This window comes from Streptomyces hygroscopicus subsp. hygroscopicus, from assembly GCF_001553455.1.
Taxonomy (GTDB): Bacteria; Actinomycetota; Actinomycetes; order Streptomycetales; family Streptomycetaceae; genus Streptomyces; species Streptomyces hygroscopicus.
This window is the reverse complement of record NZ_BBOX01000526.1, coordinates 1-1174: the sequence shown is the minus strand read 5'-3', so window position 1 is coordinate 1174 and position 1174 is coordinate 1. Positions and strand designations below refer to the sequence as shown.

2 protein-coding genes are annotated in these 1174 nt (G+C 71.6%); one reads left to right on the top strand and one right to left on the bottom strand.

Translation table 11 applies throughout. The features are described from left to right. A partial coding sequence (locus AXW62_RS38000) for an NYN domain-containing protein (protein ID WP_159061059.1) occupies positions 1–596 on the bottom strand: 596 nt, incomplete at its 3' end. 337 nt (positions 597–933) lie between these two features. Between AXW62_RS38000 and AXW62_RS37995 the strand changes: the two genes are divergently transcribed. Then, positions 934–1113, top strand: a complete 180-nt coding sequence (locus AXW62_RS37995) for a hypothetical protein (RefSeq protein WP_030831715.1) — start codon at positions 934–936, stop codon at positions 1111–1113. Positions 1114–1174: the final 61 nt, after the last annotated feature.

Sequence of the window (1174 nt, the reverse complement as noted above, 5' to 3'; positions counted from 1 at the left end):
GCGATCTCCGGGCGCGGCTCGGAGGCGGGCGCGCAGGGCCCGGGAAGCTCCTTGGCGCGCACCGCCCGGGTGATCCACGCGCGGTCGAGGACACGCCGCTCATCGGCCTCGGCGACGAGGTCCTCGGACTGGTTGTAGTCGCCGTCGGCCGCCTGGACCGCCCACAGGTGGACGGCGACGCCGTGTTCCTTGGCCGACATCAGTCCGGGCAGCAGATCCCCGTCGCCGGTGACCAGCACGATGTCGGAGCAGGCGCGGTTGCGGGCGAGCTCGGTGAGTTCGGCGTGCATGGCCGCGTCCACGCCCTTCTGCGCCCAGCGGCCGTCGCTGCGGGTGAGCGCGCCGAGCCGGACGGTCACCCGGGGCATCACGCGCAGCCGCCGGTGCTCGGGCTGGGGGACGCGATCGGGGGCGCCGTCGAACCAGTAGATGCGCAGCAGCGGGCGCTCGGTCTCGGCCTCGGCCCGCTCCCGCAGGCCCTGGATGAGGGTCGCGTGGTCGACGGAGATACGTGATCGGGCGGGCTCCCCGGCCAGCAGGCTCGCGGCGGCGCCCAGCAGATATCCGGCGTCCACCAGGACGACGCAGCGGTCCACGTTCCACCCTCTTTCCTGACGGTCCAGTCCTTCGGTTCGCCCCCCGCGCACAGCCGTGCCCCGGATTTCTCCTTCGGCTTTCCTTCGAGTCTGCCCGACCGTACGGGGGTTATCAGTCCGAACTGGATCACCGGCGTGGCGGATACGGCCTACCCGCCCGTACCCTCCTTCTCACTCACGGTAATTGCCCGACATGCACGGGTTGCTGCGACATGTCACTGTTCTTCCCGAAGGGCTTCTCCCCAAGGGTTTCCCGGAGGGCTTCCCCGACGGGCTCCGGGAGGCTTCCCGGAGGGCTCTTCACCGGGGGGCTGATCCCAACTGGAGGAACACCACCATGGGTAAGAACAAGAACCGCGATCGCAAACAGCGGCAGGAGCGGCGCCAGGAGCGCGGCATGGCCGACCGCCCCGCCGAGCAGCAGTCCTCGATGGACGCGCCGTCGCAGGCGATGCGATCGGAGGGCGGCCCCTCGACGGCGCGCAAGGACCGGCAGAAGAGTTTCGGTCACAACTGACGCACCGCGCGGCGGCGCTGGGCCGCCGCGGTGGCAGGCCGCGCGGCAGCGGCCCCGGGGC

Coding starts and splice junctions, on each gene's coding strand:
- AXW62_RS37995 (WP_030831715.1), top strand. CDS start 934: ATGGGTAAGAACAAGAACCGCGATCGCAAACAGCGGCAGGAGCGGCGC.